This window comes from Streptomyces sp. NPDC046349, assembly GCF_055587885.1.
This window is the reverse complement of the sequence record NZ_JBVJFK010000016.1, coordinates 171,967-195,899: the sequence shown is the minus strand read 5'-3', so window position 1 is coordinate 195,899 and position 23,933 is coordinate 171,967. Positions and strand designations below refer to the sequence as shown.

Genomic DNA, 23,933 nt, shown 5'->3' with positions numbered 1-23,933 from the left:
CATCATCCTGATCCTCGCCGTCGGCATCGCCATCGACCTGCTCATCTTCAGCCCGATCGAACGCCACGTCCTGCGCAGCCGCGGCCTCCTGGTGAGGAGCTGAAGCGCATGTCGCCCGCACTGCTGGTCATCGCCCACGGCAGCCGCGATCCGCGGCACGCCGCGACCGTGCACGCCCTCACCCGGCGGGTGCGGGCGCTGCGGCCCGGACTGCGCGTGGAGACGGCCTTCCTGGACTTCAACGCCCCGCGGGTCGAGCAGGTGCTGTCGGCGCTGCACGCCGACGGCGTCCGCGACGTGGTGGCCCTGCCGCTGCTGCTGACCCGGGCCTTCCACGCGAAGGCCGACATCCCGGCGGCGCTGTCGGACGCGCTGACCCGCCTGCCGGGCCTCTCGGTCACGGTGGCGGACGTCCTCGGCCCGTCCCCGCTGCTCGTCGAGGCGCTCGAACGCCGGCTGTCCGAAGCCGGCCTCACCCCGGCGGACCGCGCCACCACCGCGGTGGTGCTCGCGTCCGCCGGTTCCACAGACCCGGAGGCGATCGCAGTGATCGCTGAAATCGCGCGGGAGTGGCGGCACACCGGTTGGTGCGCCGTGCGGCCTGCGTTCGCCTCCGCCGCTCTGCCCCGTACGGAGGACGCCGTACGGACCCTGCGCGCCGAGGGTTTCGACCGGGTGGCGGTGGCGCCGTACGTCATCGCCCCCGGCCGGCTCCCGGACCGCATCGCGGCCGGCGCCGGGGCAGCGGGCGCCGACGTCGTGGCGGACGTCCTGGGCGCCGCCCCGGAACTGGCCCGCCTGCTGCTGCGCCGCTACGACGCGGCCGCCGCGGCGCCCGCCCGGCTCCCGGCCCTGACGGCCTGACCGCTGCGATCAGCAGCACCTGCGGGTGAGCCGCGGGGGTTCGGGCCCGCGCTCCGGGCACGGGCGCCGCGCAGACCACGGCGGCCGGGCGCCGACCTGCAGCGTCCTACGCCCGGGCCGCGGCCTCGTCGGCCAGGGCCGTCAGGTCGGCGATGGACATCGCGCCCGGCGGCAGACCCTCCCGGGCGAAGATGTTCGCCGCGTGCCGCAGCACGTCGTTGACCGGGGTGGGTACCCCGTGCAGCCGGCCCAGCAACGAGATCTCCCCGTTGAGGTAGTCCGCCTCCACAGAGCCCGTACCGCGCGCCAGGCTCTGCCAGGACGATCCGCCCCGCACGCCCGGCGGCTGCTCGACCTTCCCGTCGCGGGCCTGCGACTGCTCCGCGTCGGAGGCGTAGGCGGTGCCGGCCGCCCCGAAGGCGGCCTTCGCCTCGCGGACGGCCCGCAGCAGCAGCGCCGCCTTGGCCGGATCCGGCTCCGGACCGGTCGTCGCCTGGATCGCGTTGCCGAGGTTCCCCAGCAGCTTCGCGTACTTCCACCGCATGACGTCCTCGACCGGCGGGGCCTCGAAGCCGGCCTTGGCGAGGTCCGCCGCGACGGTCCGGGCGAGGGTGTCCGTGCCGCCGGCGGCACGGCCCAGGTGCAGGATTCCGGTCAGCGGGGTGCACAGTGCCGAGACCACGCCCGGCTCCAGGAAGGTGGCGGGCAGCCAGACGCACACCCCGTACACGCGCGCGAAGCGCCGCAGCGCCAGCCGCTCGCTCTCCACGCCGTTCTGTGCGCAGAGCACCGGCAGCCGCTGTGCGGCCGTGCCTCCGCCCGCGACCTCCGCGTCGCCCCACGCGTCGAGCGCCGCGATCGCGTCCTGGGTCTTCACCGCCAGCAACAGCACGTCGTCCGGGCGCAGTTCGCCCATCTCGTCGGGGCCGGTGACCACCGGCAGCCGGTGCACCCGGCTCCCGTCCGCCGTCGTGAGCCGCAGCCCGTCGGCCCGCAGGGCCGCCGCGTGCGCGCCGCGCGCGACGAGGACGACCTCGCCGCCCGCCTCCGCGAGCCGTCCGCCGATGGTGGCGCCCACGGCGCCCGCGCCGATGATGATGTACCGCATGCCGACGAGCCTGGCACACCCCGCCGGCACCGTCGCCCCCGGGGCCGGTGGCCGGTGCTCCGTCGGCCCCGGCCAGGATCTTGCATGGATGCGGACGGAGAGGCCGTGACCGAGGCGGTCGCGTGCGAGATGCAGTTGATGGGCCCGGGCGTGCGGACGTCGCGGGTCCTGGCGGACCGGCTCCTCGACCCGGAGTTCGTCGAGGTGGGCGCCTCGGGGCGCAGGTGGGACCGGGAGGCGATGCTCGCGGCCCTGCCGGGCCTGGAGGGCGGCGCCGAGGACGGGCCGCTGTACGAGCCCGCCGGTATGACGGGGGTCGAACTGGCGCCGGGGGTGGTGCACCTCACGTACGAGACCGTGATCGACGGGCGGCGGGCGCGCAGGAGTTCGATCTGGCGGACGTCCGACGAGGGGTCCGGATGGCGGATGTACTACCACCAGGCCACCCCGGTGCCGGACGCGTAGACACCGGGTCAGGGGCCGGTCAGCTCCACGAGCTTGGCGACGGTGTTCCAGTTGCGGGTGGTCACGTCGATGCCCTTGACGACGGCGGGCTTGGCGAGGGCCTCGGCCAGCTTGGAGCGGCCGAGGCCGTCGGGGGCGTAGAGGTAGAGGACGCGGTCGCCGAGCCGGTACTCCTCGGGGAGGAACGCGGCCCCGTCGAGCGCGGCGAAGCGCTCCGGGCCGGGCTGCTCGGAGAAGAAGGTGGCGTGGAGCTGCCTGCCCTCCAGCTCCGCGGCCGGGAAGGGGCACGCCTCCGCGACGGCGCGCAGATACGCGCCGTCCACCACCAGGCACGCGACCCGGAAGCCGAAGTGGGCCTCGATGGCCGCCTCCAGTTCCCGGGCGAGCGCCACCGGATCGGTCTGCGCACTGCTGAAGACCGCGTTGCCGCTCTGCAGGTACGTCTGCACGTCGCCGTGCCCGAGTCCCTCCAGGACCGCGCGCAGTTCCGCCATCGGGACCTTCTTGCTGCCGCCGACGTTGATCCCGCGCAGCAGTGCGGCGTACTTGGTCGTCGCCGTGGCCTTCTTGGTCATGGGGGCCACCTTAGGGGGTGTCCGCGGGATCATGGCCGGGCCGGGGCGTCCGCCCCTGATGCCCCGGAAGCCCTGGGCCGCGCCGGAACAGTTCCGCCTCGATGAGGTCGGCGGCCTGGCGTGTGCCTCCCTCGGCGGCCATCCCGGCCCGGATCTCCTCGGCGCGGGCGGCGACCGCGGGGTCGGCGACGAGGGCGAGGACCGCCTCCCGGAGGGTGGCCGCGTCCGCGTCGGCCATCGGGACGTGCCGGGCGACGCCCAGGGCGGCCAGCATGTCGGCGTTGCCGAACTGGTCGACGGCCTGGGGGACGGCGACCATCGGGGTGGCGGTGGCGAGCCCCTCCTGACTGCCGCCGGCGCCCGCGTGGGTGATGAAGGCGTCGGCCTGGCGCAGGATGTCCAGCTGGGGGACCCAGCGGTGGACCTCCACGTTGGCGGGGACCTCGCCGAGGTCGGCCTCGTCGGTGAACTTGCCGATCTGCAGGACGACGTACCAGTCGGGCAGGTCGGCGAAGGCGTCGATGCAGGCGCGGTAGAAGGCGGGCTGCTTGGTGAAGGCCGAGCCGAGCGAGACCAGGACGACCTTCTTGCCGCGGGCGGCCTCCGGCCTGTTCCAGGTGCCCTGGGTGGCGCTGCGGTCGCCCTGGCAGGCGCCGACGAAGGTGTGGACGGACGTGTCGACGCGGTCGGCGTGGGGCTGGAGGGCCCTGGGGATCAGGACGAGACTGCGGCGGGGGCGGCTCTGGAGGCGTTCGATCTGGCCGTCGAGGCCGTTCTCGGTGAGCCAGGCGGTGAACCGGGCGTAGTACGCCTGCCCGCGCTCGGAGGCCTTCAGGCCGGCGAACATCGGCTCGGCCACCTCCTCCTCGTAGCCCTCCCACGCGACGAGGTTCGGGGAGAGGGAGACGGCCGGCACGCCCCAGCGGTGGGCGAGCACGGGCGCCGGGTAGGAGGTGATGTCGTGGATGACGAGGTCCGGTTCGTCGCCCTCGAAGGCTGCGGCGAGCTGCGGGAGGACCTGGACGGCGTCGTCCAGGAAGGGCTCCAGGTTGTCGATGAGTTCGGTGCCCCAGGCCTCGGGCTCGTCGTCGGTGGGGAGGGTGGAGGTGTAGATCACGGGCGTGGCGCCGGTCTCGGCGACCTTCTCGGCGAAGCCGGCGGGGATGGCGTAGCTGACGCGGTGGCCCCGGGCGACGAGCTCACGGATCACCTCGATGCTCGGGTTCACGTGCCCGTGGGCGGCGATGGAGAACATGGCGATGTGGGCGGGCTTGGCGGAGGTCATGATCCGACTTTAACGAGACGATACGTCTCGTGCAAGCTTTTTCGGGCTACTGCGGCGGCCCCGTGGGGTCGGCGGGGGCGGACGGAGCCGCGGGCACGGCCGAGTCGGCGGAATCGGCCTCGGCCGGGTCGGGGGCGCGGCAGGGAGCCAGCACGCGCTCGACGTCGAGGGCGAGCGAGTCGAGCCAGGTCTGGGCGGCGAAGAACTCCGAAGGGGCGACGACCTCCGGCACCTGCGACGCACCGCCCGTCGCGGCCCCTCCGTCCGCTGCGGCCATCGGCGCGCCGGTCCTGTCGACGGCGTCCACCCCGATGGCGGTCCCGGGGGGCCCACCGACGGCGGGCCCGTCGGCGGCGCACCCGCCGTCGCGCGTCCCGTCCGCCGACGGGATCGCGGCCGACGACGGGATCGCGGCCGACGACGGGTTGGCGGCCGACGACGGGATGGCGGCCGCATGCTGCGCCGCACCCCTCATACGGGAGGCCACACCAGCCGCCCGGCCGGTGAGCCGCTCCCCGTTGCACGGCCCGAGGTCCGGGCCGGCACGGGCGAGGAGCCTCCGCGAGCCCCAGAGCACGTGGTGCCCCGTGATCATGGCGGCCTGCCAGTCGGGCGCACCGGCCGCGGGCGCCCGCGGCTCGCTCTGCCGCTGCGCGTAGGCGCTCTCCGCAAGCGAGAGCGCGAGCTGGAGCGCCCGGTCGTCGGGGGCGGTGTCCCGCCTGCCGGCGACCACGGCGGCCGTGGTCCTCTCGACCGTCTCGGCCTCTCGCGCCAGCAGCACCGCGACCGCGCGGTGCAGCTCGGACTGCGCCCCCCGCGGCCAGGCGAGCAGTCCGAACACGACGCCGATCATGCTGCCGATGATCACGTCCATGAGCCGGACTTCGGCCAGCCGCCAGGTCACGGGCGCCAGTTGCGCGAAGGCGAAGGACACCACGAGGGTGAACATGCCCTGGGCCCAGCCCACGCCCCGGGCCGGTCCCACCATGAAGGCGACGAGCATCACCAGCGGCAGGACGACGGCGTAGACGGTGGTGTGGCCGCCGACCAGGACCAGGACCCCGGCGGCCAGGAGCGCGCCGAGCAGGGTCCCGGCGAGCGCCTGGCGGACGGTCGCCTTCGTCTGGGAGACCGTGGTGCGGGTCAGACTGAGGACGGCCAGCATCGCCCAGAAGCCGTGGGGCAGCGACTCCACGCCGGCGAGCGTGCGGGCGGCCGCGAGCGCGAGGCTGATCCGGACGGCGTTCTGGAAGTGCACGGAGCGGGGCCCGGCGTGCGCTGCCAGCCGGTGCCACCACAGGCGTGGCGCGAGCCGGCCGGCGTACCAGAACCGGCCGGAGTCGGTCCCGGGCGGCAGCGGGGCGCGCCTGCCCCGGACCGCCAGCTCGGCGGCGGTCGCGAAGGCGACGGCGGCGTCCGCCACCTCCAGCAGTGCCGCCCGGCGGCGGCCGCGCACCTCGGCCACCGGCTGCGCCTCCCGTTCGGCCGCCTCCCGCACCTCTTCCCGCAACCGCCGCAGGGCGGCGGCCTCGTCGGTCGCGCGGCCCGTCCCCGCCAGCAGGGCCCCGGTCTCCGCGGCGGACCGGCCGACGGCCTCCAGCAGCTCCAGTCCGGTCTGGTGCGGCGGCCGCCCCGGGGGCGGCGGGGGCAGGGCCACCAGCCGGCCGAGCAGGGTGCGCGCCCCGAGGCCGGTGTGGGCGAGGGCGCGGTCGCGCAGGCCAGGCCCGGCGGGGCGTTCGGCCTCCTCCACGTGGAGGGGGCGCAGCGACTCGCCGGTCGTCCGGGCGGCCTCCACCTCGGCCGGTGGCAGCGTGTACGGGGCGCGGCCCAACTCGGCGGCGAAGCGGGCGGCGGTGCCGGCCGCCCCTGCGGCCAGCTCCCGGTAGGTGGTGCCGCGCGGCTCGGGGAGGATGAACTTCTCGGCGAGGACGAGCAGGATCAGGCCGAAGGTCGCGCCCCCCAGCCGTTGGCCGAGGGTGTCCGGTGCGTAGGGCGGGAAGCACGGCAGGATGTAGAGCAGTTGGAGGCCGGGGGCGGCGCCCGCCGCCCGGGGTCCGGCCGCGGCCACGAAGGCGACGGCGAAGCCGAAGAACAGCATCCCTGCCACTGCGGCCCAGGTCCGTACCGCGAGGAAGGTGCCGGCGGTCAGCAGCACCCACACCACGGGCAGGGTCCTGACCAGCACGGCGGCGCGCTGGTCGCCGGTGCCGGGGATGCGGGAGAGGGCGGCCATCGAGACCACCGCGAAGAGGCCGTACGTCGCGGCCACGGGGCGGTCCAGCCCGTACAGGCACACGTAGAACACGCCGCACGCGCAGAGGGTGGTGCGGATCGCGCGCCGCGTCACGCCGCTGGGGCCGCGGCCTGCGCTCACGTCCTTTTCGGCACCCACCACTCCAGCATCGGGCCGCCCACCACAGGCCACCACCCGTCGGCCCGGCGTGCCGGCCCGCAGCTCGGAGGGTTCAATGAATGAACAGGCATTTATTAATGGGGAGGTGGCCGGTCGTGGCACGCCCGCGCGGGATCGAGGACGCGGTGATCCTCCAGGCCGCGGCCCGGGTCATGGGCCGGGTGGGGCCGTCGGGGCTCACTCTGGCGGCCGTGGCCGGCGAGGTCGGCCTGGTGCCCGGCACCCTCGTGCAACGGTTCGGGTCCAAGCGCGGTCTGCTGCTGGCGCTCGCCGACCGGTCCGCCGAGGAGGCGGGCGGGCTGGCCGCCCGGGCGCGCACGGCGCAGCCGTCCGCGCTCGGGGCCCTGGCGGCACTGGTGTCGCAGTCCCTGGCGGGGATGGACACGCCGGAGAGCTTCGCCCATCACCTGGCGTTCCTGTGCACGGACCTCACCGATCCGCAGCTGTACGAACGGGCCCTGGCCGTTCACCGGGCCCAAAGGCGGGCGATCGAGGACCTGCTGGCCGAGGCCGCCGACGCGGGCGAGCTCCGCTCCGGGACGGACGTCGCGGCCCTGGCCGGCACCGTACAGGCGATCACCGCCGGCGCGGGCCTGACCTGGGCCGTCGAACGCCGCGGCAGCCTCGCCGAGCGGCTGCGCCGCGAGCTGGACGCCGTACTGCGCCCCCATTTCCCGACCGGCACACGCCACCGCCGCGAACCGGAGGAATCATGACGACCGACCCCCGCCCGCTGGCCGGCAAGGTAGCCCTGGCGGCCGACCCGCAGATCATGGCCAAGACCGGCCGGGCCCTGGCGACGTGGGGCCTGTACCAGGAGTACGGGTTCACCGACGCCGACGGCACCCGGCCCGACTTCGCCGCCCACTGGGCGAAGAGCCTGGAGGCGGTGCACGGCCCGCTCGGCGACCCCCTCTGACCGGGCCGTCCCGGACCGCCTCGTCCGGGCGGTGGTAGAACAGCCGCATGGACGAGGCGCGGGCGAGGGACGTGGTGACGGCGGCGGGCCTGGCCGGGGGCGGGGCCGCGGAGCCCGCCCTGTTGGCGCTCGGCGAGAACGCCGTGTTCGCCGTCGGCGGCCTCGTGGTCAAGGTGGGCCGGGAGGCCGCGCTGCTGGAGCGGGCCGAGCGGGAACTGGCGGTGGCGGACTGGTTCGCCGCGTCCGGCATCCCGGCCGTCCGCGCGGCCGAGCCGACGCCGCGACTGGTGGGCGGACATCCGCTGACCCTGTGGCACCGGCTGCCGGACGCGGTGCGGCCCGCGGGGCCCGAGGACCTGGCGGTGCTGCTGCGGGCCGTCCACGCCCTGCCCGAACCGCCGTTCACCCTGCCGGCCCGGGACCTGCTGGGCGGGGTGGAGCGGTGGCTGCGGCTGGCGGGGGACGCCATCGACCCGGCCGACGCGGCGTACCTGCGCTCCCGCCGCGACGGCTACGCGGACGAGGTGGCGGGCCTGTCCCCGCATCTGACGCCGGGCCCGGTCCACGGTGACGCCCTGCCCCGCAACGTCCACGTCGGCCCGGACGGCCCGGCCCTCGTCGACCTGGAGACCGTGTCGGCGGACCTTCGCGAACACGACCTGGTGGTGATGGCCCTCTCCCGCGACCGGTACGGGATGCCCGCCGGGCAGTACGAGGCCTTCGCGAGGACGTACGGATGGGACGTGCGCGACTGGGAGGGCTGCGCGGTCCTGCGCGGCGCCCGCGAGACGGCCAGCTGCGCCTGGGTCGCCCAGCACGCTCCCGGCAACCCGGGCGCCCTGGCCGAGTTCCGGCGGCGCGTGGCCTCCCTCAGAGACGGCGACCCGCGGGCGCAGTGGCATGCGTTCTAGCGCTCAAAGCAGTGGTGGGCACAGCGACGGCCTGCGAATATCTACGGATGATCACACTCTCCGACGATCTCGGACACCTTTCCTACGTCGTGACCGGCGACGGACCGCCCGTCGTACTCGTGCACGCCGGAATCGCCGACCACCACATGTGGGACGCGGTCGTCCCCGCCCTCGCGGAACGGCACACCGTCATCCGCTACGACCTGCGGGGCTTCGGGCAGTCCGCCCCGCCGAGCGGACCGTTCAGGGAGACCGACGACCTGCGCCGCCTCCTGGACCACCTCGGGCACGAGCGCGTCCGGCTCGTGGGCGCGTCCTGGGGCGGCCGGGTGGCCGTGGACTTCACCCTGACCCACCCGGACCGGGTCCACTCCCTCGCGCTGCTGGCCGCGCCGTGGCCGGGGTACGACTGGTCCGCGGAGATGATCGCCTACGACGAGGCGGAAACTCAGGCCCTCGCCTCGGGCGACCTGGACGCCGCCGTCGCCACGAACCTGGACATGTGGGTACGCGGTCCGGCCCGCGCGTGGGAGGACGTCGCCACCGGACTGGCCGACCGGCTCCGCGAGCCGATCCGCACGTCGCTGGTGAACCAGGACGTCGTCGGGGAGCACTCCCAGGGCGTCGTCCGGGGCGACCTGTCCGGCATCCGCGTCCCCACCCTGGTCGGGATCGGCAAGCTCGACGTCGCGGACTTCCAGGACATCGCCCGGCGCTACGCCGCCGAGATCCCCGGCGCCACCCTGGTCGAGTTCCCGGCGGCCGCCCACCTCATCGCGTTGGACTCGCCCGCCGAACTCACCTCGGCGCTGGCCCCGTTCCTCGCCCGCTGACGACTGCGGCCCGTCCCTCGCGCCGGCCGGAACCGGCGGGCGCCCAGGGGCGGGCCGCGGCGGTCCGCCGGACGTCGAGCCGGGTAGCCCGCCACCGCCCCGTCCGGCCGGGTCCGGTCAGGCCGGAACCAGGTCGCGCAGGGGCCAGGCGGTGTCGATCACCGCGTCCGGCGCGCCCTGGCGGCGCAAGTAGGACTGGAAGTCCCGGGCCCAGCGGGCGTGCCAGGTGCCCTGTTGGGCATGCAGGTCGGCCGGGGTCAGCTCGGCCACCTGCGGGTGCCGCTCGGCTATCGCCCGGGCCACATGGACGGCCGCCAGCGCGTCCGCGCCCGCGTCGTGCGCCGACTCCAGCGTGACCCCGTACACCCCGCAGACCGCCTCCAGGGTCCGCTTGCCGCGACGGAAGCGGTCCACGGCCCGGTCGATGGTCAGCGGGTCCACGACCGGACCGGTACGCGCCCCGCCCAGCCGGTCGGCCAGCGAGGGCAGCCCGTGCCGGGCCAGTTCGGCGCTCAGCAGCGTGAGGTCGAACGCCGCGTTGTAGGCGACGACCACCGCTCCCGTACGCCAGTGCGCGACCAGCGCCTCCGCGACCTCGTCGGCGACCTCCCGAGCCGGGCGGCCCTCCGCGACCGCCCGCTCCGTGCTGATCCCGTGGATGGCCGAGGCCCCCTCCGGGATCGGTATCCCCGGATCCGCCAGCCAGCCGCGCCGTTCGTGCACCGCACCGCCGCGCACCTCCACCACGGCCGCCGTCACGATCCTCGACTCGCCCGGCTCCGTGCCGGTCGTCTCCAGGTCGAACCCGATCAGCACCCGGCCGTGCCAGTCCCCCGCACCGCGCTGGTCCTCCACCCCGTGTCCCTCCCCCGTACACCTTCGGTCAACGGGTTTCAGCCTGCCACGGGCCACTGACAAGCCCGGCGACGCCCCCTGCCGGGAGGTGCTCACGACACCGGACGGGAGTCCTCCCACATCGACTCGAACTCCTCCCGATAGGTCGCGAAGAGTCCGTGGTCCGCGTCCTTGGGCACTCCGCGGCCGCCGCCGCGCAGCACCAGCACGGGCGATTCCATGCCGCGTGCCCGCCGCAGGTACGACTGGACCACCGCGATGCCCGAGGCCTGCCCCTCCACCAGGTAGGCGGTGAAGCGCGGTGTCTCGTCGAAGACGTGGATCTCGAAGCGCGAGGGGTCCCGCAGGCCCGCCCGGACCCGCCGCACGTGCAGGATGTTCATCTCGACCGAACGGCTCAGCTCGCCCTTGCGCAGCCCCAGCTCCCGCTCGCGCCGCTTGACCGCGCTGCTCGCCGGGTTCAGGAACAGCAGCCGCACCCGGCACCCGGCCTCCGTCAGCCGGACGAGTCTTCGCCCCGAGAAGTTCTGCACCAGCAGGTTGAGCCCTATCCCGATGGCGTCGAGCCGCCGCGCGCCCCCGAAGAGGTCCTCCGCCGGCAGGTTGCGCTGGAGGCGCACCCGGTCCGGGTGGACCGAGACGACGTCCGCGTACCGGTCGCCCACCAGGTCCTCGACGGCGTCGATCGGCAGCCGGTCCGCGGCGGGGCTGCCGGAGCCCCCGCCCAGCACCTCCAGCAGCCGCGCCGAGGCCCGCTCCGCCTGCTCCAGCACGGGCCGCGACAGCGCCCGGTTGCGGGAGACCACGTTGCGGGTGACCTCCAGCTCGTCCAGGGCCAGCTCGATCTCGCGGCGGTCGTCGAAGTACGGCTCGAAGCAGGGCCAGTGCTGGACCATCAGCTCCCGCAGCTGGGGCAGGGTCAGGAAACTCAGCACGTTGTCGTCGGCGGAGTCGAGCAGATAGCCCTTGCGTCGGCTGACCTCGCGCACGGCCACGGCCCGCTGCACCCACTCCTGCCCGGCGGGCCCGGCGGCCGCCACGACCCAGTCGTCCCCGCCGTGCACCGGTTCGTAGATCGGCCGCAGCACCGCGCCGACCACCGACCGCAGCCGCTGCTCGATCAGGTTGAGCCAGATGTACGCCCGGCCGGCCCGCTGGGCACGGGTACGGACCTCGCTCCAGGCGTCCGCGCCCCAATCCAGTTCGGCGCCGGCCCGCGCGCTCCCGGCCTCCGCCGGCCCGCCCGCAAGGGAGACCGCCCCTGCCGGCACCCCCGTCGGCGCCCCGCCGGGGACACCACCTGGGGCGTCCGCCGGGCCACCCTCGTGACTGCTGTCACCAGGGGGCAGCTCCAGACCTCCCGAGCTCACCCGTGCACCGCCTTCTGCGTCTGGACGCCCGTCTCCAGTGATCACGGAAGGGTATCCCGCGCGCGCCGCCCGGTGCAGCCCGATGGCCCGCACACGGACCGTCCATTGACCCATTATCGGATGCGCGTACAGTCCGCTGACCCGCATATCAGCTCTGCGGGTCACCCGGTAGGACCACTCCCAAGTCCGCGCGTGCGGCCCCTCTTTCGGGGAAGATCTGGCAGTGACGCGGTCCACGCCGGATCATCCGGGAGTCTTCGATACCGAGGGAAGAGTCGTTGTCTATGCAGGTCTGGCCGGGACAGGCGTATCCCCTCGGCGCCACGTACGACGGCGCCGGCACCAACTTCGCGGTCTACTCAGAGGCCGCTCGGCGCATCGAGCTGTGCCTCCTCCACGACGACGGTTCCGAGACCGCCGTCGAACTGCGGGAGACGGACGCCTTCGTCCGCCACGCGTACCTGCCCGGCGTCATGCCGGGGCAGCGCTACGGCTTCCGCGTGCACGGCCCCTACGAGCCCGAACGCGGGCGTCGCTGCAACGCGGCGAAACTGCTGCTGGACCCGTACGCGCGGGCGATCAGCGGCCGGGTGGACTGGAACGAGGCGGTGTACGGCTACCACTTCGGCCGCCCCGATTCCCGCAACGACCTGGACTCCGCCCCGCACACCATGAGCTCGGTGGTGGTGAACCCGTACTTCGACTGGGCCAACGACCGGCCGCCGCGGCACGAGTACCACCACACCGTGCTGTACGAGGCCCACGTCAAGGGCCTGACCATGCGTCATCCGGACCTGCCCGAGGAACTGCGCGGCACGTACGGGGCGCTCGCGCACCCGGCGGTCATCGGCCACCTCGCCAAGCTCGGGGTGACGGCGCTGGAGCTGATGCCGGTGCACCAGTTCGTCAACGACCACCGGCTGGTCAACGACGGGTTGAGCAACTACTGGGGCTACAACACGATCGGCTTCTTCGCTCCGCACAACGGCTATGCCTCCGGCGACCGCGGCCAGCAGGTGCTGGAGTTCAAGTCGGCCGTGCGGGCCCTGCACGAGGCGGGTATCGAGGTGATCCTCGACGTGGTCTACAACCACACCGCCGAGGGCAACCACCTGGGCCCGACGCTGTCCTTCCGGGGGCTGGACAACGCCTCGTACTACCGGCTGGCGGAAGACCCTCGGCACTACATGGACACCACGGGCACCGGGAACTCGCTGCTGATGCGCTCCCCGCACGTGCTCCAGCTGATCATGGACTCGCTGCGGTACTGGGTCACCGAGATGCACGTGGACGGCTTCCGCTTCGACCTCGCGGCGACGCTGGCCCGCCAGTTCCACGAGGTGGACCGGCTGTCGTCGTTCTTCGACCTGGTCCAGCAGGACCCGGTGGTCAGCCAGGTGAAGCTGATCGCGGAGCCTTGGGACCTGGGCGAGGGCGGCTACCAGGTGGGCAACTTCCCGCCGCTGTGGACGGAGTGGAACGGCAAGTACCGCGACACCGTGCGGGACTTGTGGCGCGGGCAGCCCCGCACGCTCGCGGAGTTCGCGGGACGGCTCACGGGATCCTCCGACCTCTACCAGGACGACGGGCGGCGCCCGCTGGCGTCCATCAACTTCACCACCTGCCACGACGGGTTCACCCTGAACGACCTCGTTTCGTACAACGAGAAGCACAACGAGGCCAACCGGGAGGGCAACCGGGACGGCGAGAGCCACAACCGGTCGTGGAACTGCGGGGTGGAGGGCCCGACCGAGGATCCGGAGGTCCTGGCGCTGCGCGAGCGGCAGATGCGCAACTTCACGGCCACCCTGCTGCTGTCGCAGGGGGTGCCGATGCTCAGCCACGGCGACGAGTTCGGCCGCACGCAGAACGGCAACAACAACGCCTACTGCCAGGACAACGAACTGTCCTGGGTGGGCTGGCCGGAGCCCGGCAAACCGGCGCCGTCACTGCTGGAGTTCACCCGCCGGATGGTGTGGCTGCGCCGCGACCACCCGGTCTTCCGGCGGCGCCGGTTCTTCCACGGCCGGCCGGTGGAGGGCACGCACGACGAGCTCTCGGACATCGCCTGGTTCACCCCGCACGGCGAGGAGATGCGGGCGCGCGACTGGCAGGCCCAGCACGCGCGGGCCATGACGGTGTTCCTCAACGGGGAGGCGATCTCCGAGCCGGGCAGCCGCGGGGAGCGGATCACCGACGACTCGTTCCTGCTGATGTTCAACGCGGGTGCGGAACCCCAGGACTTCACCGTTCCGCCGGGGCACGGCGCGCAGTGGCGGCTGGTGGTGGACACGTCCCGGCCGGACGTACTGCCACCCGGCACGGGGCCGCAGTACGCGGCCGGCGACCGGGTGGCGCTGACGGGGCGGTGTCTGGTGGTGCTTCAGCGGCCGGCGTAGGCGGCGTCCGGGACCGGAGGCCGGCCCGGCCCGGCGGCCGGTCCGCCGGGCGGTGCCGCGGCCGGGGCGTGCGTACGGGCGGCGGGCACACGGGTGACGAGGGCGAGGGTGAGGCAGAGCGCCGCCGCCCCCACGGCCACGGCGAAGGACCCGCTCGGGCCGTACCGCTCGGCGAGGCGCCCGGCGACGACGAGCGCCGCGGCCTGCCCGGCCACCAGGCTGCTGGCGGCGAAGGCCATCGAGGTGGCGAGCCGGTCCGGTTCCACGGCCCGCTCGGTGAGCGCGAACGCGGTGATCAGGTGGGGTGCGTAGGCGGCGCCGAGCACGGTGACGACCGCGTACAGCGGCCACAGGCTGTCGGTGACGAGCAGGGGCACGGAGAGCAGGAGGGCGGCGCCGGTCGCCACCCGCCAGCGCAGCCGCAGGCCGAAGCGGGGCGGCAGCGCGCCGAGCGCGAGGCCGGCGGCGGCGCTCACGACGCCCATCGCGGAGTAGACGACGGCGGCCTGGTCCGGGACGCCCAGACGGATGGTGAGCGCGGTGATGCCGGCCTGGCAGGCTCCGAACATCATGCCCTGGAGGGCGAGGGAGCCCCGTACGGCGTAGACCACGGCGGGCGGCCGGACCCGGCTTCCCGTACGCCGTTCGCGCCCCGCGGAGCCGGCGGTGGCGGAGGCGGTCGGGTGCAGGGCGAAGGCGCTGCCGAAGACGGCGACGAGGCCTGCCGCACCGGCCAGGGCGATCGCCGGGTGTGCGATCAGCGCGGCGAGTCCGACCAGGGCGGGTCCGAAGACGAAGGAGACCTCGTCCAGGGTGCCTTCGAGTGCGTGCACGGCCCCGACGACGCCCTCGTCGGCCTTGGCGCGGTGGGCGAGGGCGACGGAGCGGGTGCGGGCGAGCGGACCGATCAGCGGCACGGAGGCGCCGGTGAGGGCGCCGACAGCGGCGAGCGGGAGGGTCGCGAGGTGGGTGAGCGCCCCGGTGACCAGGGCGGCGGTGGCGACGGCGTTGACCGCGGCGGCGGCCAGGACGACGGGCCGCTGTCCGTGCCGGTCGGCGAGCCGGCCGAGGACGGGTCCGAAGAGGACCTGTCCGATGGAGAGCGCGCCTGCGACGATGCCGGCGGTGGCCAGGGAGCCGCTGGTCCGGGCGACCAGCAGGAAGCTTCCGAACTGGGACATCGCGACGGGCAGGCGGGCGAGGAAGGAGACGAGCGGGAGTAGGGGCCCGGTCAGGGCGATGACTCTTCGATAGGTGTTGACGGTTCCAGCCACTTGATCGACATTAACCCGGCGCAGTCACTCGGATGCATTGGGTCATGGCACGGAATCCGGCAGGCTGGGTACGTACGTTCTCATGAGCCAGCCGCGCCCGACCCCCGCATCGGAATCTGATGTTCCGAAACCCGTCGCCCCGGCGTCGACCTACCGTCTCCAACTGCGCCCGGAATTTCCCTTCGCGGCGGCCGAGGCGGCCGTGCCGTACCTCGCCTCGCTCGGCGTGTCGCACCTGCACCTCTCCCCCGTCCTGGAGGCGGTGCCCGGATCGGCCCACGGGTACGACGTCACCGACCACTCTCGCGTACGGGCCGAGCTGGGCGGGGAGCCCGGCCTGCGGGCCCTGGCCCGCTCCGCCCGGGAGCGCGGGCTCGGCCTGGTCCTCGACATCGTGCCCAACCACATGGCCGTCCCCACGCCGCTGCGGTTGAACCGGCCGCTGTGGGAGGTACTGCGGGAGGGGCCCGACTCGCCGTACGCGCGCTGGTTCGACATCGACTGGGAAGCCGGCGGCGGGCAGGTGGTGCTCCCGCTGCTCGCCGGGCCGCTGGACTCCTGCGACCTGCGGGTCGACGGCGGGGTGCTGCGCCACGGGGAGCAGGAGTTCCCGCTGCGGAAGGGGACCGAGGGCCTGGCGCTCCCCGAGCTGCTGGCCGCGCAGTGGTACCGGCCGGCCTGGTGGAGGGAGACCGCCGCCGCGCTCAACTACCGCCGCTTCTTCACCATCTCGGAGCTGATCGGGGTCCGGGTGGAGGACCCGGACGTGTTCACGGCCACGCATGCGAAGGTGCTGGAGCTGGTCCGCGACGGGGTCGCGCAGGGCTTGCGGATCGACCACGTGGACGGCCTGGCCGACCCGGAGGAGTACCTGGGCCGGCTGCGGGCCGCAGCCGGCGACCACTGCTGGGTGGTGGTCGAGAAGATCCTGGCCCGCCACGAGCGGCTGCCGGCCGGATGGCCGGTGGCGGGGACCACCGGGTACGACGCGCTGCACCGGGTCGACGGGGTGTTCACCGACCCCGAGGGCACGGCTGAACTGGCGGCCCGGTACGGGGAGTCCACCGGCCTGCCGCGGTGGCCGGAAACCGCCCGGGCCTGTGCGCGGGAGGTGCTGACCGGCGACCTGGCCGCCGAACTGGGGGCGCTGGAGCGCCGGGCCGGCAGCGAACTGGCCGGCGCCGTACGCGAACTGCTGATCGCCTTTCCCGTCTACCGGCCCTATCCCGGTGAGCCCGGGCTGCCGCCGCAGGCGCTGGAGCAGGCGGCCGAGCTGGCCGGTCCGGCCGCGGTGGCCGGCGTACGGGACCTGCTGCTGCGGGATCCGGCCTTCGCCGCCCGCTTCGCCCAGACCTCGGCGGCCCTGCGCGCCAAGTCCCTGGAGGACCGGGCCTTCTACCGGTACGCGCCGCTGCTGTCGGCCACCGAGGTGGGCGGGGAGCCGGGGCGACCGGCGGTGTCGCCCGAGGAGTTCCACGCGTACTGCGCCGCCCTGGCCCGGGACTGGCCGGAGACGGGCACGGTGCTGTCCACGCACGACACCAAGCGCAGCGCGGACGTCAGGGCCCGGATCTCGGCGCTGTCGCAGGCGCCGGAGCTGATGGACGTGCGGAGCGCGGCCCCCGACCCCCACCTGGCCTGGGTGGCCCGGCAGACCGCGCTGGGGCTCGGCCGGGCCCCCGAGGCGGTGCCGCGGCTGGCCGACGCCCTGCTGAAGGGGGCCCGTGAGGCCGCCCTGCGCACCAGTTGGACCGACCGGAACGAGGAGTACGAGGCGGGCGTCCCCGGCTACGCCCCGGCCCCGCTCGACCTCCCGGCGGACCTCGCGGAGGCGGCCCGCGCGAACCTGCTCGGCATGGCACTGCTGCACCTCGCCATGCCGGGTGTACCGGAGGTGTACCAGGGCGCGGAGACCGAGTACCGGGCACTGGTCGACCCGGACAACCGGCGCCCGGCGTACTTCCCGCGCGGGGTGCTGGCGCGACTGGACGCGGGGGCCGCCCCGCACGGCCCGGCCGAGGAGAAGCTGGCCCTCACGGCGGCCCTGCTGCGGCTGCGCCGGGACCGGCCGGAACTCTTCCGCGGCTATGCCCCCGTCGCGGCCAGGGGTCCGGCGGCCGGCCATCTGGTGGCCTTCACCCGGGCCCCTGGCCTGCTGGTGGCGGCCACCCGGCTGTCTCACCGGCTGGCGGCGTCGGGCGGCTGGCGCGACACCCGCGTGGACCTGCCGCCCGGCACCTGGACGCCCGTCCTGCCCGGGCACACCGGGCGGAGCGCCGGGGCCGCGCACAGCGGCTCAGCGGGGGTGACCGCCCTGCTGGACGACCGTCCGGTGGGGATCTGGCTCCGCCGCTGACCACCCGCCCGCCTCCGGACCGCGGCCTGAGAGTCCCGGCGGGGGCCCGGGTCCGACGGCGTCCGGGACCTGCGGCGTCCCGGGACCGGCGCGGCCGGGCCCGGGAGACGACCGCGCGGCGCCGTGGGGCAGTCCGGTCAGGCGTGCATCGCCGCGTATGCTCCGAGCCACCCTGCCGCCAGCCGATCGCCACGGGTGAAGACGGCCGCGCCGCAGCACCCGGCCGACGAGTCGGCCGGGTCGGCCGGCGGAAGGAGCAGCGTGGTCTCCTCGCCGTCGGCGAGGTGCACAGCGGTGGTCGCACCGTTCCACAGGCGGATCGCCGATCCGGGCGGGGCCCATACCCGGACCGTGTCGTCCTGGAGGGCGAGGCGGGTGCCGGTGGCGCGCTCCGCGAGGAGGGCGCGGTAGCGGTCCGGGGAGAGGGCGCAGTCGGTCGGCGGAGTCGTGCCGGTCCAGTCGGGCGCGTCGATGCCGCGGGCCCGGGCCGCGTTCCACATCCGCGGGACGAGGCCGGGCGCGAGCGGGGCCGTGGCCATGCGCTCGCACATCCAGAGGAGGCGTCCGGCACCTCGGTCGACCCCCAGCGTGCGCCAGCGGATGCGGAGCGAGAGGTCGGCGGCGACGACGGCCACCCAGGGGTGGACCGTGCCGAGGGGGCCCTGCGCGCCGAGCCAGGCCAGGTAGCGCTGGGCCTCCTCCAGGACGCCGGTCATGGAGTCCATGGGGATACCGAGGACGTAGGCGGGGCGGCCGCGGAAGAGGCGCGGACGGGTCGCTGCAAGGAGCAGGACCGCGCGGGCGAGATCCCCGGCCTGCGGCCGCTGCTCGTCCTCGGCCGACGCAGGTTCCTTCGCCGGGCCCAGCCCCCAGGGGTCGTCCGGCTCGCCGTCCGCGTGCTCGGCCTCACGCAGAACTCGGCGCAGGGCGGCCTTCGCCCGCTCGGTGAACGGCGCCTGTTCGAGCACGGGCAGGCGGGTGCTGAGCAGATCCGCGAGCAACCGCTCAGCCGTGAGCGGGTCTTCGGGTACCGGGGCCTGCCGCACTGCCGTCGACAGATCGTCGGCGACCCTGGCGTCGACCATGAAGCGACTGGTCAGCAGGCCCAGCGCGCTGGGCTCCAGGCGGACCTCGGGGGCGGCGTCCCGCAGGCAGCCCACCTCGGCGAGGAACTGTGCCGCCTCGTGGAGAGGCTCCACACTGTCGTGCCCCTGGTGGGCGGCGAACGTGCCGGCCCACCACCGCTCCGCCTCGTCGAGGGTCGAAACGCGCTCCTGCACGACTTCGGCGAGCAGGTGGTCGGCCAAGTGCTCGTCCAGTCGGGACCGCACGCTGTATCCGGCGGCCAACCTGGCCTGCCAGTGGGGTCGTTCCGCCGGGTCGGTGAGCAGGAACGCCCAGCCCTCGCGCTCCCCCGCGCCGATGCGCCCGGCGCGCCCGAACATCTGCTGCACCATCGACACCTCGACGCGTTCCAGACCGATGGTGGTGTCGCTGACGATCACCGCGCGGGCGGGGAGGTTGACGCCCGCCGCGACCGTGGACGTGGCGACCAGGATCTCCGCCTCGCGGGCACGGAAGGCCTGCTCGGCCTCCCGTTTGTACGGCCAGTCCCGGTAGTGCAGCCGCACCCCCGCCTTGGTGCACAGCCGCTCCACGGCTTCGGTGTCGTCGGCGTCCACGCCGGCGGTGGGCACACCGCGGTCGGCGGCCATCGCGAGCGCCGTGGTCCGGACGCGGCGCTTGCTGCCGCAGAAGACGAGGACGCTGCCACCGTCCGCGGTGACCTGACGGGCGATGCGCACGGCGGCCTCGGTACGGACGGCGGCCCGCTGCGCCCAGTCCGTCTCGTCGACCGGGGGCAGGAGGGGCAGTTGCCAGGTCAGCCGCGTGGGCCGCCAGGTGGTGCGGACCAGGCGGGCGCCCAGCCACCGGGCGACTTCGTCCGCGTTGGCGACCGTCGCGGACAGGCCGACGATCCGGATGGCCGCGCTGTCCTCCCGTACGCGGGCGAGCAGCGCCTCCAATACGGCGCCGCGGGTCGGATCGCCGAGCAGGTGGATCTCGTCGACCACCAGGCAGCCGACCTCCGCGAGCGCGTCCCGCAGCGAGCCGGCACGGCAGATCGCCTCGAACTTCTCGGTGGTGGCCACCCACACGTCGGCCGACCGGATCAGCTCCGTGTCCACCGCGGCCTCACCGGTCAGACGCACCACCCGCAGCCCGCGGCGGCGCCACAGCTGGAGCTCGCGGTCCAGTTCGTCGGTCAGGGAGCGCTGCGGCACCAGCCAGGCCGCCTTGCGTCCGCGGGCGTGCGCCTCCAGCGCCGCGACCATCCCGATCGGGGTCTTTCCCGCGCCCGTCGGCGCGACCACGACCAGATGCCCGCTGCCCTCGAGCACCACCGGGACGGCGGCGGCCTGCACCGGGTTGAACGACGGGTGCGGCAGCAGCCCGGCCCACTCGGCCGGCACCAGCTCTGCGACGGGAACATACGCGTCGCCGTCGCCGTCCGGCAGCTCCTCGAGCGCGTCCCACTGGGCGGCGAAGGCGTCCCGGGCCGCCACCGCCCAGGGCCCCGGGGCGGGGGCCGCTCCGTCCGGACCGACCGCGACCAGCTCCGCACGGCCGCCGGTGTCGGTGACCGTGCCGACCCGACCGGCCTCCTCCCAGTACCGACTGACGCGGTACGGGACGCCCCGCCCCTCCAGCCATGCCCTCAGCGCCTCGTACTCCCGGCCTTCGGGGAACACCACCCGCACGTCCTCGGCCGCCGTGAGCACAGCGTCGGCCGGGCGCCAGGCAGGATCGGCGACCTTCCACCACGACAAGGCCCTCTGCTCGGTCTCGTCGGGCACGACCAGGTCCTCCGGCCACGCAGGGCCGCGGTCCGTGCCCGCCCCGGGGGCCTTGAGGGTCACGGTCACGGTGACGGTGCCTCCCGGCCCGACCGGGCGCGCACCGAGGGGCATGGGCGCCCGACGGCGCCGGGCCGGCTGCCCGGCCTGGCCGGGCACGGTGTCGATCAGCTGGTCGTACCGCTTCACCCCCAGTTCCGCGAGCGTGAAGGCGGTGGAACAGGTGGGGCAGACAAGGGCCGTGTACTGGTAGGTGCGGCCCTGGGACTCGTAGGGTCTGCGCAGTGCGTGCAGTTCGCCGCCGCACACGGGACAGCGGCGGTCGACGGTCTCCTCGTAGGTCCACCCCGGCTCCGTGAACCGCGCCGGGAACTCTCCGCCCAGCGTGATTCCCCACCGCTCCTGTGCCAGGTCGGTGACCGATCCCTGCCCGCCGGCCTCGTCAGTGCGCATGGTGTGACTGTGGCATCCCGTGATCATCTTCCGCACCCGGTTTGCCATGTTTCCCCCGCCGGAGCGGCTCCCGCGTCCCGGGCCGGGGGGCGAGCGCGCTTGGGACTGCGCGGTGGTGCCGCGGGTGTCTGCGCCGGCGGTGGCGTGCGGTGCCCCGGGAGGGTTCGGCACAGCCTTGGCCAGGGGTTTTCCCGGAGTTCCGGGGAACTGCGGGGCCCGCACAGCAGTAGGCGGCGGGCCCGGCGGGCATGGCATCCCTTGTGACTCTCCTCCGTGACATGTGCTACCCCACACCGCAGGAACTCGGGCTGGCCGCCCGCGCGCTTGCGGACGAACACCCCGGCGAGGCCCGGCTCCGGCAGGCCGGCACCTCGCGGGCCGGGCAGCCGATCTGGGTGCTGTCCGTAGCGGCGACGGCGGTGCCAGGCGCGGGCGGCCCCGTCGACGCGCACAGCCCCGTCGGGCTGGCCCGCCCGGCCGGCACGGCGCGCGGCGGCGGCGCCCGCGACGTCCTCGTCGTCGCCGGTGCGCACGCCAACGAGCCCGTCGGCGGCGCCACGGCGCTCTCCCTGGCCCGCCGGCTCCTTCGCGACCCGGCACCGCGTGCGGGCTGCGGCTGGCACTTCCTGCTCTGCGCCGACCCGGACGGCGCGGACCTGCACCGCACGCCCCGCCCGTACTCGCTGCTGGACTACCACCGGTGGTTCTACCGGCCGCCCGGTCCCGAACAGCCCGAGTGGGCGCCCTCGTTACTGCCCGCGGACCGGCTGCCGCCGGAGACACGGGCGCTGATCGCGCTCATCGACGAGCTGCGGCCCGTCCTCCAGGTCTCCCTGCACGCCACCGATCTCGGCGGCTCCTGGGTGCAGCTCACCCGGGACATACCGGGCCTCGCCGAGCCGTTCGGCAAGTCGGCCGCCGAGCTGCGCATCCCGGTGGAGAACGGGGCGTCGGACGCCGCCGGCTGGCCCTCTCCCGGGCCCGGGATCTTCGTGATCCCGCAGCCGGGGAGCGAGGCCGCCGGCGCGTTCCACCCGGAGGACACCCGGCTCAGCACCTGGTACCACGCCCACCGGTACGCCGGCACCACAGCGATCGTCGAAGTCCCCATGTGGGCCTCCGACCTGGTGGACGACCCGGCCCCGCACCCCGACCCGCGCGGCGCCCTGCGCATGCTGGCCGGGCGGCTCACCGCGGACGCAGCGCTCGTCGGCGCGGCCCGCGAGCGGGCCGGGGCCCGGGACCGGCCGGAAGCGGGCGCGTACGAGGATCCGGCCGCGGCCCCGTTGCTGCGCGCGGTCGACTGGACGCTCGCGCTGATCCCCCGGATCACCGCCGAGTGGACCGGCGCCGGCGCCCCCGCCGAGGCCACGGCCGCGTACATCGCCAGCATCGACGCCTTCGGGCGGCGGCTGTCGCTGCGCGCGGCGGCCATGCTGCTGCGGGTCCTGCGCGCGGAGGGGCATCCGGCGGCGCCCGGACTGGACCTGCTGGTGACCGGGTGGTGCGAGGAGTTCGCGGCCCGGTTCGGGGCCCGCTGGATCCCGGTGGCCACCCAGGTGGAGCACCAGTCCCGCACCGTCCTGGCCGCCTACGACAAGCTCGTGGCGGCCGGCCGCTCCACGGGCAGGGCGTAGCGGAACTTGGGGTTCGAGGCGGCGCCGAGGCGGTCGTAGAAGCGGATCGCCCCCTCGTTCCAGTCGGGGGTCTGCCACTGGACCTGCTCGAGGCCCAGCTCGCGGGCCAGCTCCGTCACGCCGTCCATCAGGGCGGCTCCGAGGCCCCGGCCGCGGGAGGCCGGGGCCAGGTAGAGGCAGTCCATGTGCAGGTGGTCCCGCGCGTCCCAGAAGGAGAACTCGGCCGAGCAGGCGGCGTATCCGGCGACGACGCCGTCGGCGTTCTCGGCGAGCAGCACCCACAGCCGGGAGTCCTCGGCGAACAGCCGCGGCCCGAGCCGCGCGGCGAGGTCCGCGGGGCGCGGGGCCGACTTCTCGTAGGCGACGTGCTCGTGGATGAGTCCGACCAGCCGGGGCAGGTCCCCGACCCGGGCGCGGCGGATGACAGGCGTGTTTTCCATGACCTCCATCCTGCGCGGTCGCTCCCGCGGCCGGGGGTCCGGGGGTGGGGCCCCTCCCCGGAGCCCGCCGGTCGTTCCGGCCGCCGAGCAGGGGGCGGCGGACCGAGTCCCGTGCCTCCAGCGGTTCGAAGCGGCAGGCACTCCGGAACATGTCGGCGTCCGTGAGGGGCAGGAGGCCGACCGCCCGCGTACGACCGCGGCTCGCGGCCCGGTCCCGCCGTACCGCACGGCGACGGGGCGGCGCGGGCCGGGCAAGGTCCGCAAGAGCCGGTCTAACCCGCCGAAAGGCGGAAGCTCATGTTCCCGAAGCTGACCTGGTCGCCGTCACGGACGACCGCGGAGCCCGTCACCCGGCGGCCGTTGACGCTGGTCCCGTTCGTCGAGCCGAGGTCCTTGAGCACCCACACCCCGTCGCGCAGGCTCAGTTCCGCGTGCATCCGGGAGACGGTCTCGTGGCTGAGCCGCAGCCCGTTGCCGGGGTCGCGGCCGATCCGCAGGGCCGCCGCGCTCGGGTGGGGCAGCAGCAGTTTGGGCAGCCTTTCGGCGTTCCAGGCGCGCCGGACTCCGGCGGACACCGCCGAGACGCGGCCGACCCAGCCGAACAGCCGACGCGTCCAGGGGCTTTCGGCGGCCTCCCTGGCCTGGAGGTCGGCGGTGAGGACGGCGAGGTCCTCGGAACGGCGTGCCACCAGGGCGAGTTCCATGCGGCGCAAGAAGGTGTCGTGGGACAGCTTGCCGAGGGCCGCGCCCTCCCTGAGCTGGCCCAGCACCCGGTCCCGCTCGGCGTCCGACAGCCGCGGCGCGGGGAAGGCAGGAAGTTCGAAACTCGACGTCACAGGGTGATTGTCGGCCCGTCGGGGGCAGAGTGTCCAGAACTCCCCCGCCACGCCCGGAATGATGGGCACGATAAGCACGCTG

Annotated in this window: 18 protein-coding genes and 2 pseudogenes; 10 read left to right on the top strand and 10 right to left on the bottom strand. The window is 74.8% G+C overall.

Annotated elements, in window-relative coordinates; translation table 11 throughout:
* Both ACZ6JS_RS32015 and ACZ6JS_RS32010 read left to right on the top strand, forming a co-directional pair.
* Window positions 1-103: pseudogene (locus tag ACZ6JS_RS32015) on the top strand (ABC transporter permease); the annotation flags it as partial.
* Between the two features lie 5 nt (window positions 104-108).
* On the top strand, window positions 109-864 hold the full coding sequence (locus tag ACZ6JS_RS32010) for a sirohydrochlorin chelatase (protein ID WP_469303171.1): 756 nt from the start codon (window positions 109-111) through the stop codon (window positions 862-864).
* A gap of 106 nt (window positions 865-970) precedes the next feature.
* Here ACZ6JS_RS32010 and ACZ6JS_RS32005 read toward each other — a convergent pair whose 3' ends face one another.
* Window positions 971-1,972 carry a ketopantoate reductase family protein gene (locus tag ACZ6JS_RS32005; RefSeq protein WP_469303169.1) on the bottom strand — a complete coding sequence of 334 codons (1,002 nt, stop codon included), beginning with the start codon at window positions 1,970-1,972 and terminating at the stop codon, window positions 971-973.
* Window positions 1,973-2,056: 84 nt separating this feature from the next.
* On the opposite strand from ACZ6JS_RS32005, the gene ACZ6JS_RS32000 reads away from it, so the two are divergent.
* Complete coding sequence (locus tag ACZ6JS_RS32000) at window positions 2,057-2,437, top strand: nuclear transport factor 2 family protein (RefSeq protein ID WP_469303167.1); 381 nt, start codon at window positions 2,057-2,059, stop codon at window positions 2,435-2,437.
* An 8-nt stretch (window positions 2,438-2,445) separates the two neighbouring features.
* On the opposite strand, the gene ACZ6JS_RS31995 is transcribed toward ACZ6JS_RS32000, so the two are convergent.
* The 3 genes and pseudogenes from ACZ6JS_RS31995 to ACZ6JS_RS31985 all read right to left on the bottom strand — a co-directional run bounded on the left by ACZ6JS_RS31995 (window position 2,446) and on the right by ACZ6JS_RS31985 (window position 6,689).
* Window positions 2,446-3,012, bottom strand: a complete 567-nt coding sequence (locus ACZ6JS_RS31995; protein WP_469303166.1) for a DUF1697 domain-containing protein — start codon at window positions 3,010-3,012, stop codon at window positions 2,446-2,448.
* Between the two features lie 88 nt (window positions 3,013-3,100).
* Window positions 3,101-4,332, bottom strand: a pseudogene (gene mgt / locus ACZ6JS_RS31990) (macrolide-inactivating glycosyltransferase); the annotation flags it as partial.
* An 11-nt stretch (window positions 4,333-4,343) separates the two neighbouring features.
* Window positions 4,344-6,689 (bottom strand): FUSC family protein, encoded by a 2,346-nt coding sequence (locus tag ACZ6JS_RS31985; RefSeq protein ID WP_469303164.1) that lies wholly within the window; start codon window positions 6,687-6,689, stop codon window positions 4,344-4,346.
* A gap of 116 nt (window positions 6,690-6,805) precedes the next feature.
* Between ACZ6JS_RS31985 and ACZ6JS_RS31980 the strand changes: the two genes are divergently transcribed.
* The 4 genes from ACZ6JS_RS31980 to ACZ6JS_RS31965 are packed head-to-tail and all read left to right on the top strand — an operon-like array spanning window position 6,806 to window position 9,373.
* Complete coding sequence (locus tag ACZ6JS_RS31980; RefSeq protein ID WP_469303163.1) at window positions 6,806-7,426, top strand: TetR/AcrR family transcriptional regulator; 621 nt, start codon at window positions 6,806-6,808, stop codon at window positions 7,424-7,426.
* The gene (locus ACZ6JS_RS31975; protein WP_469303162.1) at window positions 7,423-7,629 is read left to right on the top strand and encodes a hypothetical protein; all 207 of its coding nucleotides are present in this window, start codon (window positions 7,423-7,425) and stop codon (window positions 7,627-7,629) included. The genes ACZ6JS_RS31980 and ACZ6JS_RS31975 overlap by 4 nt, the downstream gene beginning before the upstream one ends.
* Before the next feature lie 47 nt (window positions 7,630-7,676).
* On the top strand, window positions 7,677-8,540 hold the full coding sequence (locus ACZ6JS_RS31970; protein WP_469303160.1) for a phosphotransferase: 864 nt from the start codon (window positions 7,677-7,679) through the stop codon (window positions 8,538-8,540).
* A gap of 47 nt (window positions 8,541-8,587) precedes the next feature.
* Complete coding sequence (locus tag ACZ6JS_RS31965) at window positions 8,588-9,373, top strand: alpha/beta fold hydrolase (protein ID WP_469303159.1); 786 nt, start codon at window positions 8,588-8,590, stop codon at window positions 9,371-9,373.
* 117 nt (window positions 9,374-9,490) lie between these two features.
* On the opposite strand, the gene ACZ6JS_RS31960 is transcribed toward ACZ6JS_RS31965, so the two are convergent.
* Window positions 9,491-10,228 carry an exonuclease domain-containing protein gene (locus tag ACZ6JS_RS31960; protein ID WP_469303157.1) on the bottom strand — a complete coding sequence of 246 codons (738 nt, stop codon included), beginning with the start codon at window positions 10,226-10,228 and terminating at the stop codon, window positions 9,491-9,493.
* Window positions 10,229-10,320: 92 nt separating this feature from the next.
* Complete coding sequence (locus ACZ6JS_RS31955; protein WP_469303156.1) at window positions 10,321-11,598, bottom strand: SAV2148 family HEPN domain-containing protein; 1,278 nt, start codon at window positions 11,596-11,598, stop codon at window positions 10,321-10,323.
* A gap of 284 nt (window positions 11,599-11,882) precedes the next feature.
* Between ACZ6JS_RS31955 and glgX the strand changes: the two genes are divergently transcribed.
* Complete coding sequence (gene glgX / locus ACZ6JS_RS31950; RefSeq protein WP_469303188.1) at window positions 11,883-13,997, top strand: glycogen debranching protein GlgX; 2,115 nt, start codon at window positions 11,883-11,885, stop codon at window positions 13,995-13,997.
* Here the strand turns inward: glgX and ACZ6JS_RS31945 are convergent.
* Window positions 13,982-15,271, bottom strand: a complete 1,290-nt coding sequence (locus ACZ6JS_RS31945; RefSeq protein WP_469303154.1) for an MFS transporter — start codon at window positions 15,269-15,271, stop codon at window positions 13,982-13,984. The two genes, glgX and ACZ6JS_RS31945, sit on opposite strands and share 16 nt — an antisense overlap.
* A gap of 82 nt (window positions 15,272-15,353) precedes the next feature.
* Between ACZ6JS_RS31945 and treY the strand changes: the two genes are divergently transcribed.
* Window positions 15,354-17,627: a malto-oligosyltrehalose synthase gene (gene treY, locus ACZ6JS_RS31940; protein ID WP_469303152.1), complete on the top strand. Its 2,274-nt coding sequence runs from the start codon at window positions 15,354-15,356 to the stop codon at window positions 17,625-17,627.
* A gap of 137 nt (window positions 17,628-17,764) precedes the next feature.
* Here the strand turns inward: treY and ACZ6JS_RS31935 are convergent, their stop codons facing one another.
* Window positions 17,765-20,938, bottom strand: a complete 3,174-nt coding sequence (locus ACZ6JS_RS31935) for a DEAD/DEAH box helicase (RefSeq protein WP_469303151.1) — start codon at window positions 20,936-20,938, stop codon at window positions 17,765-17,767.
* Window positions 20,939-21,216: 278 nt separating this feature from the next.
* Here ACZ6JS_RS31935 and ACZ6JS_RS31930 point away from each other — a divergent pair, with 278 nt between their 5' ends.
* A complete protein-coding gene (locus tag ACZ6JS_RS31930; RefSeq protein WP_469303149.1) occupies window positions 21,217-22,575 on the top strand; it encodes a M14 family zinc carboxypeptidase in 1,359 nt (452 codons plus the stop codon).
* Here ACZ6JS_RS31930 and ACZ6JS_RS31925 read toward each other — a convergent pair.
* Window positions 22,530-23,015, bottom strand: coding sequence for a GNAT family N-acetyltransferase (locus ACZ6JS_RS31925; protein ID WP_469303147.1), 486 nt, complete (start codon window positions 23,013-23,015; stop codon window positions 22,530-22,532). The genes ACZ6JS_RS31930 and ACZ6JS_RS31925 overlap by 46 nt on opposite strands.
* A 272-nt stretch (window positions 23,016-23,287) precedes the next feature.
* Window positions 23,288-23,851, bottom strand: coding sequence for a DUF1707 and FHA domain-containing protein (locus ACZ6JS_RS31920; RefSeq protein ID WP_469303146.1), 564 nt, complete (start codon window positions 23,849-23,851; stop codon window positions 23,288-23,290).
* Window positions 23,852-23,933: the final 82 nt, after the last annotated feature.